Below are 19165 nucleotides of genomic sequence, written 5' to 3'. Positions count from 1 at the left end.
CTCCGGGGGACGACGTGCAGGATCGGTTTCAGTCTATCGGTGTCAACGAGTGGGATCGGTTCCGCGCGACAGCTCGTCCCAGGAATCGACGGCGTCGACCGGACCGGCCGTCGGCGTCGAGGGCGCGGCATCGGTCGCATAGCGGCGTCCGCCCTTCTTCCAGGCCCGTCCTGTGAGCAGGACCACCACGGATGCTGCGAGCAGGACGACCCATCCGACCAGCGCGATCACCGGCCACGCGGTGGGCACGATGGCCTTCACCACGTCGGACAGGGCGTCACCGCCGGCGAGTCCCGTCGTCTCGGTCACGGTCGAGCGGACGGCGCTCACCGGAGCGGTCAGCAGGAGCTGAAGCGTGGTCCATCCGAGCAGCAGCGCGGTCGCCCCGGCCAGAACCCCGAACACGAGGCGCAGCGCGCGCCCGGTGATCGACAGGGCCGCTCCGAGAGCGAGCACGGCGAGGCTCAGGGGCGCGAGAAGCGGGACCGCGGATGCACCGGGGACGAGGATGTCCGCTCCGGCATCCGCCCGCTGCACCGTCAGCCAGGTCTGCGTCGACGAGATGATGCCGATCGCCCCGCCGAGGAGGAATCCGGAGACGGAGAGCGAGCGCCCTCTGCGCACCAGGTCCATCAGGAGCCCGTCCCGACGACCGCGTCCAGGTCGGTCGTGTCGAAGCAGGTGCGGGTCCCGGTGTGGCACGCGGGGCCGGTCTGCTCGACGAGGAGCAGGATCGCGTCGCCGTCGCAGTCGAGGCGCGCCTCCCGCACGACCTGGATGTGGCCGGAGGTGTCGCCCTTGCGCCAGTACTCCTGACGCGAGCGCGACCAGTAGACGGCGCGACCCGATGTGAGCGTGCGACGCAGCGCCTCGGCATCCACCCAGGCGAGCATGAGGACCTCGCGCGTGTCCCACTGCTGCACGATGACGGGGGCGAGACCGTCGGCGTTGAACGCGACCTGTGCGATGCGCTCCTCGATGTCGCTCATCGGACGAGAACCCCTTCCGCGCGCAGCGCGTCCTTGACGTCGCCGACCGTGAGCGCTCCGGTGTGGAACACGCTCGCGGCGAGAACGGCATCCGCGCCCGCCTTGATCGCGGGAGCGAAGTGCGACGCGGCTCCCGCTCCGCCCGAGGCGATGACCGGCACGGATGCGGTCTCGCGCATGAGGCGGACGAGTTCGAGATCGAACCCGTCCCTGGTGCCGTCGGCGTCGATCGAGTTCACGAGCAACTCCCCCGCTCCCCGCTCCGCGGCCTCACGGGCCCACTCCAGCGCATCCAGCGTGGTCTGCTGGCGGCCGCCGTGGGTCGTCACGACGAATCCGGACGGCGTGGTGTCGGCGCGCTTGACGTCGAGGGACAGCACGAGCACCTGCGCCCCGAAACGGTCGGCGATCTCGCCGATGAGCTCGGGGCGGGCGATCGCCGCCGAGTTCACGCCGACCTTGTCGGCGCCGACGGCCAGGAGCCGCGCCACATCGTCGACACTGCGGATTCCCCCGCCGACGGTGAGGGGGACGAACACCTGCTCCGCGGTGCGCTGCACCACGTCGTACGTCGTGGCCCTGGCGTCGACGGTCGCGGTGACGTCGAGGAAGGTGATCTCGTCGGCGCCCTGCGCCGCATAGTGCCGCGCGAGCTCCACCGGGTCGCCCATGTCACGGAGATTCTCGAAGTTGACGCCCTTGACGACGCGGCCATCGGCCACATCGAGGCACGGGATGACGCGACTGGCGAGCGTCATCAGAGCCTCGCGGCGTGGATGGCGGTGACCAGGATCGCCCGCGCCCCGAGCGCGTAGAGGTCGTCCATCACCTGATTGACGCCACGACTAGGCACCATCACGCGCACAGCGACCCAGGAGGGGTCACGCAGCGGCGAGATGGTCGGGGACTCGCGGCCGGAGGCGATGGCCACGGCCTGGTCGACGAGGTCTGCGGGGAGGTCGTAGTCGAGCAGCACGAACCGCCGCGCGACCATGACGCCGCGCAGACGGCGCAGCAGCGTGTCGGTGCCCTCGGCCTCGCCTGGGCGGCTAATCAGGACAGCCTCGGACTCGAGGATGACCGGACCGAAGATCTCGAGGCCGGCCTGACGCAGCGTCGTGCCGGTGGAGACGACGTCGGCGACGGCATCCGCCACACCGAGCCGCACAGCCGACTCGACCGCGCCGTCGAGCTGGACGAGCTCGGCGTCGACACCGCGCTCACGGAGGAACGCGCCGACGAGTCCCGGGTATGCGGAGGCGACACGCACGCCGTTGAGGTCCTCCACGGACGTGAAGCGACCGGGAGGGCCCGCGAAGCGGAACGTCGACCCGCCGAAGCCGAGCTGCTCGATCTCACGCGCAGACCGCTGCACGTCGAGCAGCAGGTCGCGGCCGGTGATGCCCACGTCGAGGGCTCCGGAGGAGACGTAGGTCGCGATGTCACGGGGACGGAGGAAGAAGAACTCGACGTCGTTCTCGGCGTCGATGACGTGCAGGGTCTTCGGGTCGCGACGACCGGCATAGCCGGCCTCCGCGAGCATCTCGGCGGCGGTCTCGGAGAGAGAGCCCTTGTTGGGAACAGCAATGCGCAGCATGATCGGCTTTCAGATCGGATCGGAAGTATCGGAGCGCATCACAGATGTCGGTAGACGTCCGCGAGGGAGAGTCCCTTCGCGATCATCATCACCTGCAGGTGGTACAGCAGCTGCGAGATCTCCTCGGCAGCGGCCTCGTCGGATTCGTACTCGGACGCCATCCACACCTCGGCGGCCTCCTCCACGATCTTCTTGCCGATCGTGTGGACCCCGCCGTCGAGCTCGGCGACCGTACCCGATCCCTCGGGGCGAGTCTCCGCCTTCAGGCTGAGCTCCGCGAACAGTTCGTCGAAAGTCTTCACGGTTCCAGGCTAGCGGCTCTCGCGAGCTCTCTCAGCCGGGTGACGGCCGCCTCGACGTCATCGGCGCCGTAGACCGCCGACCCGGCGACGAACGTGTCGGCGCCGGCGGCCGCGGCGATCTCGATCGTGCTGTCCGCGATGCCGCCGTCGACCTGGAGCCAGACCGAGGATCCGCGGCGCTTCGCCTCATCGGCGAGCCCGCGCAGCTTGGGCATGGTCTCGCCCATGAATCCCTGTCCCCCGAATCCAGGCTCGACCGTCATCACGAGGATCTGGTCGAACTCGTCGAGGATCTCGTAGAGCCCGTCGGCGGGCGTGCCGGGCTTGACCGCCACTCCCGCGCGTGCGCCGATGCTGCGGAGTCGCCGGGCGAGTGCGACCGGATCCGACGCCGCCTCGAGGTGGAAGGTGACGCTGGCCGCCCCCAGCTCGGCGTACCCCGGCGCCCAGCGGTCGGGATCCGTGATCATCAGGTGGACGTCGAGCGGGATCGGGCTCGTCGCCTGGATGCGCTCGACCATCTGCGGCCCGAAAGTGAGGTTCGGCACGAAGTGGTTGTCCATGACGTCGACGTGGGCGAAGTCGGCTGACGCGATCTTCGCGAGGTCGCGCTGCATGTTCACGAAATCCGCGGCGAGGATGCTGGGGTTGATGCGGGGGGCTGCGGGAAGGTCGGCCATGCGCCCATTATCCCTGGTGCGGACGAGCCCTTCCCTGCGGCGGCGGACGTCGATCGGGCTACGAAGGCCCCGTCGGCGTCAGAACGGCGTCGCCAGGCGAAGCCCGCGGAGCAGCGCCGTTGTCAGGACCGCTTCCGGATCAGCGCGAGGAACATCGCGTCGGTTCCGTGGCGGTGGGGCCAGAGCTGCACGCGTCCTGGCCCGTCGTCGCCGAGATCGATGGGCGAGTCCGACACGTCGGCGAGGATCGCGCGGGCGTCGATCTCCTCGGCATCCGTGCGCGTGCGCAGCACCTCCTGTACGACACCCGTCGTCTCGGCGAGGTGCGGTGAGCAGGTGACGTACGCGACGATCCCACCGGGGACGAGCGCGTCGATCGCTCCCGAGAGCAGCTCGGTCTGCAGGGGCACGAGCTCGGCCACGTCGGCGGGCGACTTGCGCCATCGCGCCTCCGGTCGGCGCCGCAGCGCCCCGAGACCGGTGCAGGGCGCGTCCACGAGGATGCGGTCGAATCGGCCGGGGTGCGCGGCCGTGAAGGCACGACCGTCCTCCTCGTGGACGATCACCTCGGCGGGGACGGGCTCGAGGGCGTTGCGGACGAGACCTGCGCGCGCCGGGACCACTTCGTTGGCCTCGAGAACGGCGCCGTGCTCATGGGCGATCGCCGCCAACAGGGCCGTCTTGCCCCCGGGGCCCGCGCAGAGGTCGAGCCAGCGCTCACCGTCTCTGATCGGGGCCGCGTCGGCCAGGGCGAGGGCGACCAGCTGCGAGCCCTCGTCCTGCACACGGACGGCGCCGCCGGATGCCGAGACGATCCGGTGCGGGTCGCCGCCCGGCGATCCGAACGCCGTCGGAGCGTAGGGACGTCGCGGCTCCCCCGTGGGCGCGAGCCCCGGCAGAGCGACCAGAGTGACCTCGGGCGACAGGTTGTCGGCCTCGAGAAGGGTCTCGAGCTCCTCGGCGCGCCCCTCCGCCGCGAGTGCGCGACGCAGGGCTCGGATGATCCAGACCGGGTGCGCGCTGCGCAGTGCGAGTCGCTCGTCGTCGGAGCGGGCATCGGCCTCGATGCGGTCCTGCCACTCCCCCGGCGTCTCCCTGGAGATGCGGCGCAGCACCGCGTTGGCGAAGCTCGCCGCTCCGCGCCCCTGCACGGAGGCGACGAGGTTGACCGACTCGTTCACCGCAGCGTGCGAGGCGACCCTCGTCGCGAGCAGCTGGTGCGTCGCCAGCCGCAGCGCGTCGAGGACGGCCGGATCGATGTCGGACGCCGGTCGATCAGCGGCGGCCGCGATGATGGCGTCGTAGGTGCCGCGGCGGCGGAGCGTTCCGTAGGTGAGCTCGGTCGCGAGGGCGGCGTCCTGCGGGTTCAGCTGCGCGTCGGCGATCACGGACGGCAGCATCAGGTTGGCGTAGGCATCGGCATCCGACACGGCGCGCAGCACGTCGTAGGCGACGCGTCGAGCGGGCTGCACGGTCCGCACGGGTCCACGCGGGGACTGGGATCTGTTCTGCGGAGAGGGACGTCGCGGGGAAGACCGTCCGTCACGCTGTCGCTCGCCGCTCACAGCCCTGCTCGCAGACCCTCGGAGCGCTGGCCGCGCCACCAGTCGACGGCGTTCATGGCTCCCTTGCCCGCCGGTTGCACCCGGGTGACCGCGAGCGGCGCCGATCCGGTGCCGATGAGCAGGGCGCTCTTGGTCGAGACGATCTCCCCTGGCTCCAGCGGGTTCTCCGCGGACGGCGCCGCGTCGAGGATCTTCACCCTGACGCCCTCCACGGTCGTGTGGGCTCCCGGCTCGGGTGTCACGCCGCGGAACCTGGAGAACACCTTCTCCAGCGGCTGGGTCCAGTCGAGGAGGCCGTCTTCCAGGGACAGCTTGGGAGCGAGGGACTCCTGCCCGGTCTGCGGAACCGCCCGAGCGGTGCCGTCGGCGATGCCCGCGACGACGTCTGCGGTGAGCGCCGCGCCGTCGATCGCCAGTGCGTCGAGCGCGGCATCCGCCGTCGCATCAGCGGGAACGTCCACCGTGCGCATCGCGAAGACGTCACCGGCATCGAGGGCGGGAACCAGCTGGAACACGCTCGCCCCGAGCTCGGCGTCTCCGGCGATCAGCGCCCGCTGCACCGGCGCGGCGCCGCGCCAGGCGGGGAGGAGGGAGAAGTGCAGGTTGATCCATCCGTGCACCGGCGCGGACAGCAGCGGCTCGCGGACGAGGCCTCCGTACGCCACGATCACGCCGAGTTCCGCACCGAGGGCGGTGATGGCGGTGGTGGCGGCGTCGTCGAGGCGCGTCGTCTTGATGATCGGGAGGCCGAGCTCGTCGGCGGCCTGGGCCACCGGCGACGGCGTCAGGACGCGCTTGCGTCCGAGCGGTGCATCGGGCCGGGTGACGACCGCGGCGATGTCATGATCCGCCGCGAGGCGGCGCAGGGTGGGTACGGCAGCCGACGGCGTGCCGGCGAAGACGAGGCGCATGAAAGGTTCTCCGGAAGGGTTAGAGCTCTGGATCGAGGATATCGAGGCGGACCGAGAGCGTGCTGCGGTTCGTGCGTCCCTTGCGGCGACGGGTGCTGACGGCTTCGGCGACGACCGACGCCCGCAGGGTCGCCGCGACACGGCTGCCAGCGCCGTAGTCGAACCGCACGAGAGCACGCACCCGCTGCGGGACGTCATCGGACTCGATGGGCACGGGTCCCAGCACGGCATCCCGGGGCAGGGCGAGTTCGGCCAGCGATTCGAGCGCCCGTGCGACGGCCTCCTGGGTTCCCTCGACCAGGGCGACCCTGGCCGACGGCGGCATGTGCAGGGGGGCGCGCTCGGCGAGTTCGGCGCGCGCATAGCCCGCCTGATTCCAGGTCGCGAGGGCGCGGGCGACCCCACCGTCGACGCCCACGAGATGGACGGGCGCCCCTGGCGCGGCGAGGGCTGCGGCATTGGACCACCAGCGAAGGCAGGCCTCTCCGATGCGGAGATCGGGGGCCTGCAGCATACGAGGACCGTCCAGCAGCACGACGGCGCGGTAGCCGCCGTCTGCCAGCGGCTCCGCTCCCCTGGTCGCGACGACCAGTGCGGGCTTGTCGGCCACGCGCTCTACCGGGTGCGCGCTGTCGGCGACGATCACGCGGATGCCGGGGAACGCACGGCCGAGCTCGTCGGCGGTCCGTTCGCTGCCGGAGGAGGCGAGACGCAGCTGCGTCGACGAGCAGGAGGGGCAGGCCCACGCCCGCGCTCCCCTGCCGCACCAGCCGCACACCGGCACCGCTCCTCGGTGCGCCGCTCCGAGGGGTCCGCCGCAGTGGGCGCATCGCGCAGGGGCTCGGCACTCGGCGCACACGAGCGAGGGGGCGAACCCTGGTCGGGACACCTGCACGAGGACAGGACCCTCGGATGCCGCGGTACGCGCCGAGAGGAAAGCCGAGGACGGCATCCGCTGCGGCGACTGCTGCTCCATCTCCTGCGGGGTGGCGAGGATCACGCGCGGCATGACGCGGCGGGCGGCCCTCACGTCCTGCAGCCACCCGTGCGCGACGAGCCGCTCGACGTCGGTCGTCCGGGTGTGGCCCGCGAAGATGAGCGCGGATCCCTCTTCTCCCTGGCGGAGGAGAGCCACATCTCGAGCGTTCGCATAGGGGGCGAGCGGCTCGCCGAGCAGCGGGTCTCCGTCGTCCCAGATGGCGACGAGACCGGCCCTCGTCGGCGCGTAGACCGCGGAACGGTTGCCGACGACGATGCACGGCGCGTCCTCGAGAGAGCGGAGGAACGAGCGGTAGCGGTCGGGGTTCGTCTGCCGTGAGTCGTAACGCGCGACAGCCTCCGCCGGCACGAGTCGTTCGAGAGCGGCGAGGAGCCGATCCAGGTCCCGGTGGTCGGGGACCACGAGGATGCTCGAACGGCCGGACGCCAGCATCCTCGTCGCCGCCGAAGCCAGCAGCAGAGCCCACCCCGGCGTGTCCGCCTGCAGCTGGGGAATGGCCTCGACGGCTGCGCGACCGCCGTCATCGAGCACGTCGGCGAGGCCGTCGTAGGCGGAGACCACGTCGTCGGCGCTGGCCTGCGCGTCGGCGGAGGGGATGACGGCGGGCGCATCCGCCGTCCAGGCCTTCTCAACGCGGACCTGACGCTTCGGGATCACGAGCCGGAGGACGTCGGATGCCGAGCCCGCCGCACGGTCGGCGACCCGGCGCGCGAGGCTGTGCAGACGCTCGGGGAGGACGGCGACCGTCGACACGATGCTGTCCACCTCGGACAGCGGGCGATCCGCGTCGTCCTCCGTGTCGATCTCGACGACGTACCCGTCGATCACGCGTCCTGCGGTGCGCAGCGGCACCCGGACGCGCACCCCGAGCGGCACGTCGCCGAGCGCGTCGGGCAGCGAGTAGTCGAAGAGCCGATCGAGCTGCGGCAGCGGCGAGTCCAGGAGCACGCGCGCGATGCGTCGGCTCTGCGTCGTCATCAGAGGCGACTCGCCGTCAGAGCCCGGCGGCGCGACGAAGCTCTTCGGCGTGGTCGGTGCGCTCCCACGTGAAATCGGGCAGCTCGCGGCCGAAGTGCCCGTAGGCGGCGGTCTGCGCGTAGATCGGACGCAGGAGGTCGAGCTCCTCGATGATCGCCTGCGGGCGCAGATCGAAGACCTTCGTGATCGCGGCGATGATGGCGTCGTCCGACACCGCACCGGTGCCGAACGTCTCGACGTACAGGCCGACGGGGCGCGCGACGCCGATCGCGTAGGCGACCTGCACTTCGAGCCGCTCTGCGAGACCCGCCGCCACGGCGTTCTTCGCGACCCAGCGGGTCGCGTACGCGCCGGAGCGGTCGACCTTGGACGGGTCCTTGCCGCTGAAGGCACCGCCGCCGTGCCTCGCGGCGCCGCCGTAGGTGTCGATGATGATCTTGCGTCCGGTCAGACCGGCATCGCCCTTCGGTCCTCCGGTCACGAACGGACCGGCGGGGTTGATGTAGAAGGTGACGTCGTCGAGGTCGAGGCCCGTCGTCGCCAGCACAGGATCGATGACGTGCTCGCGGACCTGCGCCTTGAGGTCGTCCTGGGAGATGTCGGGATTGTGCTGCGTGGACAGCACGACGGCGTCGACGGTCTTCGGCGTGAAGCCGTCGTAGCCCAGCGTGACCTGGGTCTTGCCGTCGGGGCGCAGGAACGGCAGCAGCCCGGTTCGGCGGACCTCGGTCAGGCGCTCCGCGAGGCGGTGCGCCGTCCACGCGGCCATCGGCATGAGCTGCGGCGTCTCGTTCGTCGCGAAGCCGAACATGATGCCCTGGTCTCCTGCGCCGAGACCGTCCAGCGGGTCGGTCGACGTGCCATCGCGGTGCTCCTGTGCGTTGTCGACGCCGCTCGCGATGTCGCCCGACTGCTCGCCCACCGAGACGCTCACGCCGCACGAGGAGCCGTCGAAGCCCGTGTCGCTCGAGGTGTAGCCGATGCCGTTCACGACATCGCGGACGATCGTGGGGATGTCGACGTACGCCTCGGTGCGGATCTCGCCGGCGACGTGGACGAGGCCGGTCGTGACCAGCGTCTCCACGGCGACGCGGGAGCCCGGATCCTTGGCGAGAAGCGCGTCGAGGATGCTGTCGGAGATCTGGTCGCAGATCTTGTCCGGGTGCCCTTCGGTGACGGACTCGGACGTGAACAGACGCAGCGCGCTCATCAGGACTCCAGAACGGGATCGAAGGGTGTGAGGGTGTGAACCCATTCTGAACCGCGCCGCCGACAATGCGGCGGCGCGGCTCCGAATATCACTCTGCGTGACGCAGGCGGAGCTTGTCCTCGTTGATCTCGTGCAGCGCGATGGTCAGCGGCTTGTCCTCGACGGACGAGTCGACGAGCGGCCCCACGTTGTCGAAGAGGTTGCCCTCGTGCAGGTCGGAGTAGTAGTCGTTGATCTGACGCGCGCGCTTCGCCGCGTAGATGACGAGCTCGTACTTGGAGTCGACACGGTCGAGCAGGTTGTCGATGGGGGGATCGATGATGCCCTTGTTGTGGTGTCCGGCCATGATGGGACCTCCTGATAAGGCGACGGGTTCGTCGCGAAGACGGTGCAATGGGCGCGCGACCCTTCGACAAGCTCAGGGACCATCGAACAGCTGATGCCTCTGGTCAGCGCGCAGAGCCTGAGGACAATTCTACGACCTCCGCGGCCGCGGTGGCGACGTCCTCGTTCACGATGAGGTGATCGAACTCGTTCTGGGCGGCGAGTTCCACCTTCGCGGTGCGCAGGCGGCGGGCCCTCTCCTCGGCGTTCTCGGTGCCGCGGCCGACGAGGCGGTGGACGAGTTCGTCCCAGGTCGGCGGCAGCAGGAAGATCAGCGTCGCGGCCGGCTCGGCCTTGCGCACCTGGCGCGCTCCCTGCAGATCGATCTCGAGGAGGACGGTCCTGCCATCGGCCAGCGCGGCGTCGATCGGTGCACGCGGGGTGCCGTAACGGGACCGGTTGTGCACGACCGCGTACTCGAGGAGCTCGCCCTCGGCGATGAGACGGTCGAACTCCGCATCGTCGACGAAGTAGTAGTGCACGCCGTCGATCTCACCGGGGCGCGGGGCGCGGGTCGTCGCGGACACCGACAGGTGGATCTCGGGGTTGTTCTCACGGATGTGCGCCGCGACCGTGCCCTTGCCGACCGCGGTGGGGCCGGCCAGCACGAGCAGACGGCTGCGTCCCCCTCGCGGCTCCAGCACGGGGAAGCGCCCGTCGAGCCACTCGGCCAGCACGACGCGCTGCCGCACGCCGAGACCCCCCAGGCGCTTCACCGGCGAGATCTGCAGCTCGTCCAGAATGCGGTCGCGCTTGCCGGCGCCGATAGCGGGCAGCGCCAGCAGGAAGTCGGTGATCCGCATGGATCCCTCGACCGAGTCGGCGTCGGCGATCGCGCGCTCCAGGACCTTCTGCGGCGTGATCACGCGCATGGTGAGGTCGCGCTTGAGCGAGGCGCGCGCGCGGCGGCGCTCGACGGCCCGGCGCGCTGCGGCTGCCCGATCGACCTCGGGTACGGAACGGTTCTCAGCCACGTGTCGACTCCGAGTACTCTGCGACGCGAGCGTCGATGGCGGCGGACAGGCCGTCGGGGCCTGCCGAGAGGATGCTGCGGCTCTCGCTCGCGATGACGGCGTCGCTCATCGGTCCGAACCGGGCGACGAGATCGGCAGGCGTCGCCCCCTGTGCGCCGAAGCCGGGTGCGAGGAGGGGTGCGACCGGGGAGAACGCGGAGATCCCGGCATCCGCCCAGTCGACGGTGGCGCCGACGACGAATCCGACGTCGCCCCACTCCCCTGCCTGCACGGTCTCCCGGTTGCGGGCCGACACGTCGGCGATGATGTCGGCGGATACGGTTCTGCCTGTCGCCGACACCGACCGCTGCAGCAGCTCGGCCTCCGTGTTGCTCGTGGAGGCGAGGACGAAGAGCCCCTTGCCACCCCCGGCCGCGAGGTCGAACGCGCCGTCCAGTGCCCCGACGCCGAGGAAGGGGTTCACGGTGAGCGCATCTACTTCCAGCGGGGAGCCCGGAGTGAGCCAGGCGGCCGCGTAGGCATCCATCGTCGTGCCGATGTCGCCGCGCTTGGCGTCCGCGATCACGATCAGGTCCGCCGCTCTCGCCGCGGCGAGCACGTCTTCCAGAGCGGCGATCCCCTGCGAGCCGAACCGCTCGAAGAACGACACCTGCGGCTTCACGATGCCCACACGATCGGCTGCGGCATCCACCGTCCGCAGACCGAACTCTCGCACGCCGTCCGCATCCTGGGGCAGACCCCACGCGTCGAGCAGTGCCGCATGCGGATCGATGCCCACGCAGAGCGGGCCCCGTGCGGTCAGCGTCGCACGGACCCGCTCGCCGAAGCGTTCGCTCACACCGTCGCCTTCCGGTCGATGGCGTACTCCTGCAGGCTCCGGACCTCGAACCCCTCGTGCGCGGCGTCCATTCCGCTCACGGCTGCGCCCAGCACCGCCATGGTCGTGAAGAGCGCCTTGTCCGCGGCGACGGCCGCCGCGCGGATCTCGTAGCCGTCGGCGCGCGCCGCCCCACCGGAGGGCGTGTTCACGACGATGTCGATCTCGCCCTCGTTGATGAGGTCGACGATGTTCCGCGCTCCGGACTCCTGGGTCTCGCTGTACTTCTCCACCACGGTCACCGCGATGCCGTTGCGGGACAGGATCTCTGCGGTGCCCTCGGTCGCGACGATCGTGAACCCGAGCTGCTGCAGACGGTGCGCCGGAAGGATCACCGCGCGCTTGTCGGAGTCGGCCACCGAGATGAACACCGTGCCCGAGGTCGGCATGCCGCCGTATGCGGCTGCCTGGCTCTTCGCGAACGCCGTCGGGAAGTCACGGTCGATGCCCATGACCTCGCCGGTCGAGCGCATCTCCGGGCCGAGGATCGAGTCGACGGTCTTGCCGTCGGCCGTGCGGAACCGCTTGAACGGCAGCACGGCCTCCTTGACGGCGACCGGGGAGCCGAGCGGCACGCGCGATCCGTCCTGCGCGGGGAGCATCCCCTCGCCCTTCAGTTCCGCGATCGTGGAGCCCGCCATGATGCGGCTGGCGGCCTTCGCGAGCGGGATCCCGAGCGCCTTGGAGACGAACGGCACCGTGCGGCTCGCGCGCGGGTTCGCCTCGATCACGTAGAGCACGCCGGCGCTGATCGCGAACTGCACGTTGAGCAGACCGCGCACCCCCACGCCCTCGGCGATGGCCAGTGTCGCCTCACGGACACGGTCGACGTCGGCGCGGCCGAGCGACACGGGGGGCAGGGTGCAGCTGGAGTCGCCGGAGTGGATGCCGGCCTCCTCCAGGTGCTCCATCACGCCGCCGATGTACAGCTCGACGCCGTCGTACAACGCGTCGACGTCCAGCTCGATCGCGTCGTCGAGGAAGCGGTCGACCAGGAGCGGCTTGCCCTCCTCGATCACGACCTCCCCGGCGGTGCGGACGAAGTAGTCGCGCAGCGCATCGGTGCCGTAGACGATCTCCATGCCGCGTCCGCCGAGCACGAAGCTCGGGCGCACGAGCACGGGGTAGCCGATCTCCTCGGCCACGGCCACGGCTCCGTCCGCGTCGATCGCGGTGCCGTGGCGCGGCGCCAGGAGGCCCGCCTTGTCGAGGAGCTGCGAGAACAGCTCGCGCTCCTCGGCGATGTCGATCGCGGCGGGGCTGGTCCCGAGCACGGTGTACCCGGCCGCCTCGATGCCCTTGGCGAGGCCGAGGGGCGTCTGGCCGCCGAGCTGGCAGACGACACCGAGGATCTTGCCGCTCGCAGCCTCGGCATCGAGCACCTCGAGCACGTCCTCGAGCGTCAGCGGCTCGAAGTAGAGGCGGTCGGAGGTGTCGTAGTCGGTGGACACGGTCTCCGGGTTGCAGTTGACCATGACGGTCTCGAACCCGGCGTCCGACAGCGCGAAGGACGCGTGGACGCAGGAGTAGTCGAACTCGACGCCCTGACCGATGCGGTTCGGACCGGACCCGATGATGACGATCTTGGTCCGCTCGGACGGCGCCACCTCCGACTCGAAGTCGTAGCTCGAGTAGTGGTACGGCGTGAGCGCGGGGAACTCGCCTGCGCAGGTGTCGACCGTCTTGTACACGGGGCGGATGCCCAGTCCGTGGCGCACGCCGCGGACCTCGGCCTCCGTCGTGCCGCGGAGCTGCGCCAGCTGGGCGTCGGAGAAGCCGTGCTCCTTCGCGTAGCGGAGGGTGGCGGCATCCAGCTCGTCCGCGGTGCGGACGAGCTCGGCGACCTCGTTGATCAGGACGATCTGGTCGAGGAACCACGGATCGATGGCCGTGGCCTCGAAGGCCTGCTCGACGGTGGCGCCCTTGCGCAGCGCCTGCTGCAGCGTGACGATGCGACCGTCGGTCGGAATCTTCGAGATCTCCAGGAGCTCGTCGACCGTGCGGTCCTCCGCGCCCCAGTGGAAGCTCGATCCGCGCTTCTCGAGCGAGCGCAGCGCCTTCTGCAGCGCCGTCGCGTAGTTGCGGCCGATGGCCATCGCCTCGCCGACCGACTTCATGGTCGTGGTGAGCGTGGCGTCGGCCGCGGGGAACTTCTCGAAGGCGAAGCGCGGGACCTTCACCACGACGTAGTCGAGCGTGGGCTCGAAGCTCGCCGGGGTGACCCCGGTGATGTCGTTCGGGATCTCGTCGAGGCGGTATCCCAGAGCGAGCTTGGCCGCGAGCTTCGCGATGGGGAAGCCCGTCGCCTTCGAGGCGAGCGCGCTCGACCGCGAGACGCGCGGGTTCATCTCGATGACGATGATGCGTCCGTTGGAGGGGTCGACGGCGAACTGGATGTTGCAGCCGCCCGTGTCGACGCCCACGGCGCGGATGATGTCGATGCCGATGTCGCGGAGCTTCTGGTACTCGCGGTCGGTGAGCGTGAGGGCGGGGGCCACCGTGATGGAGTCGCCCGTGTGCACGCCGACGGGGTCGACGTTCTCGATGGAGCAGACCACGACCGTGTTGTCGGCCGTGTCGCGCATGAGCTCGAGCTCGTACTCCTTCCAGCCGAGGATGGACTCCTCCAGGAGCACCTCGGTGGTCGGCGAGTCCCGCAGACCCGCGCCGCCGATGCGACGGAGGTCCTCTTCGTCGTATGCGAAGCCGGAGCCGAGGCCGCCCATCGTGAACGAAGGCCGGACCACCAGCGGGTACCCGAGCTCGGCGGCGCCCGCGAGCAGGTCGTCCATCGTGTGCGCGATGACGCTGCGTGCGACGTCGGCACCGGCGTCGAGGACGAGCTGCTTGAAGATCTGGCGGTCCTCGCCCTTCTTGATGGCATCGACCTTGGCGCCGATCAGCTCGACGTCGTACTTGGCGAGGATGCCGCGGGCGTCCAGCTCCATCGCGGCGTTGAGGGCGGTCTGTCCGCCGAGGGTCGGGAGGATGGCGTCGGGCCGCTCCTTCGCGATGATCGTCTCGATGACCTCGGGGGTGATCGGCTCGATGTACGTCGCGTCCGCGAAGTCGGGGTCGGTCATGATCGTCGCCGGGTTCGAGTTGACGAGGATGACGCGGACGCCCTCCTCGCGGAGCACGCGGCACGCCTGGGTGCCGGAGTAGTCGAACTCGCAGGCCTGACCGATGACGATCGGGCCGGATCCGATGACGAGGACGGAGGTGATGTCGTCGCGCTTGGGCATTACTTGGCGTCCTTGTTCTCGCGGACCATCGCCGCGAATCGGTCGAAGAGGTAGTTGGCGTCGTGCGGTCCGGCCGCGGCTTCCGGGTGGTACTGCACGGAGAACGCGGGGATGTCGAGGGCGCGCAGGCCCTCCACGACGTTGTCGTTGAGGCCGATGTGGCTGACCTCGACCTTGCCGTAGCCGTTGGGGCTGTCGAACGCGCCGTCCAGGGGCGCCTCGACGGCGAAGCCGTGGTTGTGAGCGGTGATCTCGACGCGCCCTGTGGACTTGTCGAGGACGGGCTGGTTGATGCCGCGGTGCCCGAACGGGAGCTTGTACGTGCCCAGACCGAGCGCGCGCCCCAGCAGCTGGTTGCCGAAGCAGATGCCGAAGAACGGCAGTCCGTCGTCGAGCACGCTGCGGAGCAGCCCGACGTGCGCGTCGGAGGCGGCGGGGTCACCGGGTCCGTTCGAGTAGAAGACCGCGACGGGGTCGACCGCGCGGATGTCGTCGATCGTCGAGTTCTGCGGCAGCACGTGCACCTCGAAGCCGCGGGCCGCGAGGTTGTCGATCGTGGCCTGCTTGACGCCGAGGTCGAGCACGGCGAGATTGCCGATGCGCTGTCCCATCGCCGAGGTCACCGTGGCGACGTCGACCGACACCTGAGCGGACAGGTTCTGCCCAGCCATCTGGGGCGCCTCGCGGACGATGCGCACCTGCTCCTCCGCGTCGAGGCCGGCGGCCTCTCCCGAGAAGATGCCGCCGCGCATGGAGCCGGCCGACCGGATGTGACGGGTGATGGAACGGGTGTCGATGCCGCTGATGCCGACCACGCCGTCCTCGACGAGCGTCTCATCGAGCGAGGCGTTTGCACGCCAGTTCGAGACGACGCGCGAAGGGTCGCGCACGATGTACCCGGCCACCCAGATCCGTCGGGACTCGGGGTCCTCGTCGTTCATGCCGGTGTTGCCGATGTGCGGTGCCGTCTGCAGCACGATCTGGCCCGCATAGGACGGGTCGGTGAGCGTCTCCTGGTATCCGGACATGCCGGTCGCGAACACGACCTCTCCGAGCGTCGTGCCGATGGCTCCGTACGCGCGGCCGGTGTGGCGGGTGCCGTCTTCGAGGACGAGGACGGCGGGTTCTGGCAGGGAGGTCATGATGTGGCTCCTGAATCGGGGGCGGCGGGGACGATCCGCTGCAGTTCGGTGATGAAGGTGGTGGGGTCGCCGTCGGCGACGCGCAGATAGGAGTCGACGATCGTGTCGTCGTCGGCGTTCCAGGCGACTCGGACCAGACCGCCCGGCTCGACGACGCGGTCGATCGTGACCGTCGCGCGGTCGACCGAGACGAGTCGGGATGCCGCGACGAAGACCGTCGGAGCCCCGTCGAGGCAGAGTGCGAGTCCGCGGTCGGTGACGGCCGCCTCGCCTCGGGCCCGGTACGCCAGTGGGGAGATGGTCAGCCGTTCGAGAGGCTGATCGTGCTTCGTGGTCGAGACGTAGAGCACCTCGCGGCGATGGGTGACCTCTGCGTGCTCGGGGACCCCGAGCGGAGCGGAGAGCCCCGAGTCCCGACGAAGACGTCGACGCCATGCGAACGTCATCGCGCCCAGCACCAGCAGCGCCAGGACGATCGTGAGGGCGATCGCCACCTCGCGGGTCACGCGCCGAGCTCCGCGACCACTGCGCCGTCGGCGACCGTCACGACGCCGCCGTGCACGGTGAACTGCACGCGCCCCGGCAGGTCGCGGCCCAGGTAGGGCGAGTTCACGCTGCGGCCGTGCAGGTCGGACTCCGTGAACACCCCGGCGATCGAGGCGTCGTAGAGCGCGAGCTGCGCGGGCTGCCCGACCTCCAGCGGCGTGCCGTGGCCCGACAGACGGCCGATCCTCGCCGGCGCGGCGCTCATGACCCTGGCGACGTCCGCCCAGCCGATGAGGCCGGTCTGCACCATCGACTGGTGCACGACCCGCAGTGCGCTCTCCAGACCCACCATGCCGTTGGCCGCGGCCTGCCACTCGCACGCCTTGTGCTCGCTGGGGTGCGGGGCGTGGTCCGTGGCGACGATGTCGATCGTGCCGTCGGCGAGGCCCTCGCGCACGGCCAGCACGTCCTCCTGACGACGCAGCGGCGGGTTGACCTTGTACCGCGCGTCGTAGCCGCGCACCAGTTCGTCCGTGAGGAGCAGGTGATGCGGGGTGACCTCGGCGGTGACGTTGATGCCCCGCTTCTTCGCCCAGCGGATGATGTCCACTGATCCGGCGGTCGAGAGATGGCAGACGTGCAGCCGGGAGCCGACGTGCTCGGCGAGCAGCACGTCGCGCGCGATGATCGACTCCTCGGCGACCGCGGGCCAGCCGGCGAGTCCGAGCTCGGCGGAGACCGAGCCCTCGTTCATCTGCGCACCCTCGGTGAGGCGAGGATCCTGTGCGTGCTGGGCGATGACGCCGTCGAACGACTTCACGTACTCCAGCGCCCTGCGCATGATCAGCGGATCGAAGACGCAGAAGCCGTCGTCGCTGAAGACCCGCACCTGCGCCCTGGACGTCGCCATGGCGCCGAGTTCGGCGAGGCGTTCGCCCTTCTGGCCGACGGTGACCGCGCCGATCGGCTGGACGGTCGCATAGCCGGCGGCCTCGCCGAGGGCGAGCTCCTGCTCGACGACGCCGGCGGTGTCGGCGACGGGCGAGGTGTTCGGCATGGCGAAGACCGCCGTGAATCCGCCGGCAGCCGCAGCGCGGGTACCGGTGAGGATCGTCTCGGAGGCCTCGTAGCCGGGTTCGCGGAGGTGGGTGTGCAGATCGACGAGACCGGGCAGTGCCACCAGCCCTGCGGCGTCGATCACGCGAGCACCCGCGCGGGTGAGGCCGGAGCCGATCTCGGAGATCACCCCGTTCTCCACGATGATGTCGGCGCTCTCGGCACCGAGAAGCTGCGCGCCGGTGATGACGAGGGTCTCGCTCACAGGTCTCCCCCTCGTTCGTCGTCTCGTTCCCCTGCCAGCAGCAGGTACAGCACAGCCATCCGGATGGACACTCCGTTCGTCACCTGCTCCAGCACGGTGGAACGCGCGGAGTCGGCGGCTTCAGAGGAGATCTCCAACCCGCGGTTCATGGGCCCGGGGTGCATCACAATGCTACCGTCCGGGAGACCGGCCACGCGCAGTGCGTCGAGGCCCCAGCGCCTGGAATACTCCCGCTCAGTCGGGAAATACGCGGCGTTCATGCGTTCCAGCTGGATGCGCAGCATCATCACGGCGTCCGGCCCATCGGCCAGCGCCTGATCGAGGTCGTAGACGACCTTCGCCGGCCAGAGGGAGACGTTCTGCGGAACGAGGGTCGGCGGCGAGACCAGAGTGACCTCCGCACCCAGGGTGCTGAGCAGCCAGACGTTGGAGCGAGCGACCCGCGAGTGCAGCACGTCGCCGACGATGACCACGCGGATGCCGCTGAGATCGCGCCCGCGGCTGTCGGCGCCGAACCGGCGCTTGCGGATCGTGTACGCGTCCAGGAGAGCCTGCGTGGGGTGCTCGTGCGTGCCGTCGCCGGCATTCACCACCCCTGCGGAGATCCACCCGCTGGTGGCGAGCGTCTGCGGCGCGCCCGACGAGGGGTGCCGCACGACGACGGCATCCGCTCCGATGGCCTCGAGGGTCTGCGCGGTGTCCTTCAGGCTCTCGCCCTTGGACACGCTCGACCCCTTCGCGGCGAAGTTGATGACGTCGGCGGAGAGGCGCTTGGCTGCGGCCTCGAACGAGATGCGGGTGCGCGTGGAGTCCTCGAAGAAGAGGTTCACGACGGTCTTGCCACGCAGGGTCGGCAGCTTCTTGACCTCGCGCGACTGGGTGTCGGCCATGTCCTCGGCGACGTCGAGGATGCGCAGGGCGGTCGCCCTGTCGAGGTTCTTGGTGTCGAGCAGGTGCCTCATGCCTCGATCGTCACCTCCTCGGCGCCGTCGTTCTCGATCAGACGCACGTTGACGCGCTCCTGACGGGAGGACGGGATGTTCTTGCCGATGAAGTCGGGGCGGATGGGCAGCTCACGGTGCCCACGATCGATGAGGATCGCGAGACGGACGATCGACGGCCGCCCTATCGACTGCAGGGCGTCGAGGGCCGCGCGGATGCTGCGTCCGGAGAAGAGCACGTCGTCCACGAGCACCACGGTCTTGCCGTCGATGCCGCCCGCCGGGATCTCGGTGGGATGCGGAGACCGCGTCGGATGCTTCGAGAGGTCATCGCGGAACAGCGTGACGTCGAGCGCACCGGAGGGCACCGGCGTCTGGGCGATCTCGCTGATCACGAGCGCGAGGCGACGGGCGAGGGTGACTCCGCGGGTCGGGATGCCCAGGAGGACGAGGTCCTCGGCGCCTCGATTGGACTCGAGGATCTCGTGGGCGATGCGGGTCAGAGCCCGCGAGATGTCGGCATGGTGCAGCACAGTGCGTGCACTCATCAGCCACTCCCTTCT

Annotated in this window: 19 protein-coding genes; all 19 read right to left on the bottom strand. The window is 70.2% G+C overall.

Annotation, left to right across the window (positions count from 1 at the left end):
• Positions 1–42: 42 nt before the first annotated feature.
• The 19 genes from MRBLWH10_RS07035 to pyrR all read right to left on the bottom strand — a co-directional run bounded on the left by MRBLWH10_RS07035 (position 43) and on the right by pyrR (position 19150).
• Positions 43–633, bottom strand: a complete 591-nt coding sequence (locus MRBLWH10_RS07035; protein ID WP_341942146.1) for a Trp biosynthesis-associated membrane protein — start codon at positions 631–633, stop codon at positions 43–45.
• Positions 633–989, bottom strand: a complete 357-nt coding sequence (gene hisI, locus MRBLWH10_RS07030) for a phosphoribosyl-AMP cyclohydrolase (RefSeq protein ID WP_341942145.1) — start codon at positions 987–989, stop codon at positions 633–635. Before hisI ends, MRBLWH10_RS07035 begins: the two co-directional genes overlap by 1 nt.
• Entirely contained in the window at positions 986–1747 is a 762-nt protein-coding gene (gene hisF / locus MRBLWH10_RS07025) for an imidazole glycerol phosphate synthase subunit HisF (protein ID WP_341942144.1), read from the bottom strand. Before hisF ends, hisI begins: the two co-directional genes overlap by 4 nt.
• Positions 1747–2586: an ATP phosphoribosyltransferase gene (gene hisG / locus MRBLWH10_RS07020; protein WP_105676297.1), complete on the bottom strand. Its 840-nt coding sequence runs from the start codon at positions 2584–2586 to the stop codon at positions 1747–1749. Before hisG ends, hisF begins: the two co-directional genes overlap by 1 nt.
• Before the next feature lie 38 nt (positions 2587–2624).
• Positions 2625–2888 carry a phosphoribosyl-ATP diphosphatase gene (locus MRBLWH10_RS07015; RefSeq protein ID WP_105676298.1) on the bottom strand — a complete coding sequence of 88 codons (264 nt, stop codon included), beginning with the start codon at positions 2886–2888 and terminating at the stop codon, positions 2625–2627.
• Positions 2885–3568: a ribulose-phosphate 3-epimerase gene (gene rpe, locus MRBLWH10_RS07010; protein ID WP_341942143.1), complete on the bottom strand. Its 684-nt coding sequence runs from the start codon at positions 3566–3568 to the stop codon at positions 2885–2887. Before rpe ends, MRBLWH10_RS07015 begins: the two co-directional genes overlap by 4 nt.
• 122 nt (positions 3569–3690) lie before the next feature.
• A complete protein-coding gene (locus tag MRBLWH10_RS07005) occupies positions 3691–5049 on the bottom strand; it encodes a transcription antitermination factor NusB (RefSeq protein ID WP_341942142.1) in 1359 nt (452 codons plus the stop codon).
• Positions 5050–5129: 80 nt separating this feature from the next.
• Positions 5130–6044 (bottom strand): methionyl-tRNA formyltransferase, encoded by a 915-nt coding sequence (fmt, locus tag MRBLWH10_RS07000; protein WP_341942141.1) that lies wholly within the window; start codon positions 6042–6044, stop codon positions 5130–5132.
• Positions 6045–6063: 19 nt separating this feature from the next.
• Entirely contained in the window at positions 6064–8022 is a 1959-nt protein-coding gene (locus MRBLWH10_RS06995; RefSeq protein ID WP_341942140.1) for a primosomal protein N', read from the bottom strand.
• Positions 8023–8038: 16 nt separating this feature from the next.
• Positions 8039–9232, bottom strand: a complete 1194-nt coding sequence (gene metK / locus MRBLWH10_RS06990; RefSeq protein ID WP_341942139.1) for a methionine adenosyltransferase — start codon at positions 9230–9232, stop codon at positions 8039–8041.
• Between the two features lie 88 nt (positions 9233–9320).
• Complete coding sequence (gene rpoZ / locus MRBLWH10_RS06985; RefSeq protein WP_045258544.1) at positions 9321–9578, bottom strand: DNA-directed RNA polymerase subunit omega; 258 nt, start codon at positions 9576–9578, stop codon at positions 9321–9323.
• A gap of 103 nt (positions 9579–9681) precedes the next feature.
• Positions 9682–10590 (bottom strand): guanylate kinase, encoded by a 909-nt coding sequence (gene gmk / locus MRBLWH10_RS06980; RefSeq protein ID WP_341942138.1) that lies wholly within the window; start codon positions 10588–10590, stop codon positions 9682–9684.
• Complete coding sequence (gene pyrF / locus MRBLWH10_RS06975; RefSeq protein ID WP_341942137.1) at positions 10583–11428, bottom strand: orotidine-5'-phosphate decarboxylase; 846 nt, start codon at positions 11426–11428, stop codon at positions 10583–10585. Before pyrF ends, gmk begins: the two co-directional genes overlap by 8 nt.
• Positions 11425–14712: a carbamoyl-phosphate synthase large subunit gene (gene carB, locus MRBLWH10_RS06970; RefSeq protein WP_341942136.1), complete on the bottom strand. Its 3288-nt coding sequence runs from the start codon at positions 14710–14712 to the stop codon at positions 11425–11427. The genes pyrF and carB overlap by 4 nt, the downstream gene beginning before the upstream one ends.
• Positions 14712–15854 carry a glutamine-hydrolyzing carbamoyl-phosphate synthase small subunit gene (carA, locus tag MRBLWH10_RS06965; protein WP_105676312.1) on the bottom strand — a complete coding sequence of 381 codons (1143 nt, stop codon included), beginning with the start codon at positions 15852–15854 and terminating at the stop codon, positions 14712–14714. The genes carB and carA overlap by 1 nt, the downstream gene beginning before the upstream one ends.
• Positions 15851–16360 carry a hypothetical protein gene (locus MRBLWH10_RS06960; protein WP_341942135.1) on the bottom strand — a complete coding sequence of 170 codons (510 nt, stop codon included), beginning with the start codon at positions 16358–16360 and terminating at the stop codon, positions 15851–15853. The genes carA and MRBLWH10_RS06960 overlap by 4 nt, the downstream gene beginning before the upstream one ends.
• Positions 16357–17661: a dihydroorotase gene (locus MRBLWH10_RS06955; protein ID WP_341942134.1), complete on the bottom strand. Its 1305-nt coding sequence runs from the start codon at positions 17659–17661 to the stop codon at positions 16357–16359. The genes MRBLWH10_RS06960 and MRBLWH10_RS06955 overlap by 4 nt, the downstream gene beginning before the upstream one ends.
• Positions 17658–18623: an aspartate carbamoyltransferase catalytic subunit gene (locus MRBLWH10_RS06950; protein ID WP_105676317.1), complete on the bottom strand. Its 966-nt coding sequence runs from the start codon at positions 18621–18623 to the stop codon at positions 17658–17660. The genes MRBLWH10_RS06955 and MRBLWH10_RS06950 overlap by 4 nt, the downstream gene beginning before the upstream one ends.
• Positions 18620–19150 (bottom strand): bifunctional pyr operon transcriptional regulator/uracil phosphoribosyltransferase PyrR, encoded by a 531-nt coding sequence (pyrR, locus tag MRBLWH10_RS06945; protein ID WP_105676318.1) that lies wholly within the window; start codon positions 19148–19150, stop codon positions 18620–18622. The genes MRBLWH10_RS06950 and pyrR overlap by 4 nt, the downstream gene beginning before the upstream one ends.
• Positions 19151–19165 lie beyond the last annotated feature (15 nt).

It is taken from the genome of Microbacterium sp. LWH10-1.2 (assembly GCF_038397765.1).
GTDB classification, from domain to species: Bacteria; Actinomycetota; Actinomycetes; order Actinomycetales; family Microbacteriaceae; genus Microbacterium; species Microbacterium natoriense.
The sequence above is the reverse complement of the archived record's forward strand: the minus strand, read 5'-3'. Positions and strand labels throughout refer to the sequence as shown.

What these genes read in the sequence shown, in the direction of transcription:
- MRBLWH10_RS07035 (WP_341942146.1), bottom strand. Translation starts at nt 633, where the DNA reads ATGGACCTGGTGCGCAGAGGGCGCTCGCTCTCCGTCTCCGGATTCCTC.
- hisI (WP_341942145.1), bottom strand. Translation starts at nt 989, where the DNA reads ATGAGCGACATCGAGGAGCGCATCGCACAGGTCGCGTTCAACGCCGAC.
- hisF (WP_341942144.1), bottom strand. Translation starts at nt 1,747, where the DNA reads ATGACGCTCGCCAGTCGCGTCATCCCGTGCCTCGATGTGGCCGATGGC.
- hisG (WP_105676297.1), bottom strand. Translation starts at nt 2,586, where the DNA reads ATGCTGCGCATTGCTGTTCCCAACAAGGGCTCTCTCTCCGAGACCGCC.
- rpe (WP_341942143.1), bottom strand. Translation starts at nt 3,568, where the DNA reads ATGGCCGACCTTCCCGCAGCCCCCCGCATCAACCCCAGCATCCTCGCC.
- fmt (WP_341942141.1), bottom strand. Translation starts at nt 6,044, where the DNA reads ATGCGCCTCGTCTTCGCCGGCACGCCGTCGGCTGCCGTACCCACCCTG.
- MRBLWH10_RS06995 (WP_341942140.1), bottom strand. Translation starts at nt 8,022, where the DNA reads ATGACGACGCAGAGCCGACGCATCGCGCGCGTGCTCCTGGACTCGCCG.
- metK (WP_341942139.1), bottom strand. Translation starts at nt 9,232, where the DNA reads ATGAGCGCGCTGCGTCTGTTCACGTCCGAGTCCGTCACCGAAGGGCAC.
- rpoZ (WP_045258544.1), bottom strand. Translation starts at nt 9,578, where the DNA reads ATGGCCGGACACCACAACAAGGGCATCATCGATCCCCCCATCGACAAC.
- carB (WP_341942136.1), bottom strand. Translation starts at nt 14,712, where the DNA reads ATGCCCAAGCGCGACGACATCACCTCCGTCCTCGTCATCGGATCCGGC.
- carA (WP_105676312.1), bottom strand. Translation starts at nt 15,854, where the DNA reads ATGACCTCCCTGCCAGAACCCGCCGTCCTCGTCCTCGAAGACGGCACC.
- MRBLWH10_RS06950 (WP_105676317.1), bottom strand. Translation starts at nt 18,623, where the DNA reads ATGAGGCACCTGCTCGACACCAAGAACCTCGACAGGGCGACCGCCCTG.
- pyrR (WP_105676318.1), bottom strand. Translation starts at nt 19,150, where the DNA reads ATGAGTGCACGCACTGTGCTGCACCATGCCGACATCTCGCGGGCTCTG.